The organism is Vibrio sp. 10N.222.52.B7 (assembly GCF_041474275.1).
GTDB lineage: Bacteria > Pseudomonadota > Gammaproteobacteria > Enterobacterales > Vibrionaceae > Vibrio > Vibrio crassostreae_C.
Genome location: NZ_JBFRTU010000584.1, coordinates 1 through 316, shown reverse-complemented (window position 1 = coordinate 316; position 316 = coordinate 1). Strand labels below are relative to the sequence as shown.

1 protein-coding gene is annotated in these 316 nt (G+C 39.6%); it reads right to left on the bottom strand.

Annotated features, from left to right (window positions below):
• Positions 1-60 precede the first annotated feature (60 nt).
• A partial coding sequence (locus tag AB4512_RS24310) for a GIY-YIG nuclease family protein (RefSeq protein WP_372176058.1) occupies positions 61-316 on the bottom strand: 256 nt, incomplete at its 5' end.

Here is a 316-nt window from a genome sequence, read left to right as displayed (position 1 = left end):
TTTTTTTGTATTTTACGTAGCAGAAGTAGGTCATCGTTTACCCGTTCATAAATGCTACCTTTACGCTACTGCTTGCTGTTCTTTCGCAATTGCTAAACTCTCACGGAACTCAGCGGCTTCAGCCTTAAGAGTCCAATGAACTTCATGTAATCCTTGTTGCTCAACAGCTTGTTTAACCTCTGCTATTGTAGTCTTGAAGAACTCTTTTCTTGGGTTAATTTTGTTAACCGACTGCTCGTTGAACTTCTTGTGGAGCTCTTTCTCAAGAGAAGGAGCATCGTCACTATAAATCATTGCATGAACATCAAATGAGAAT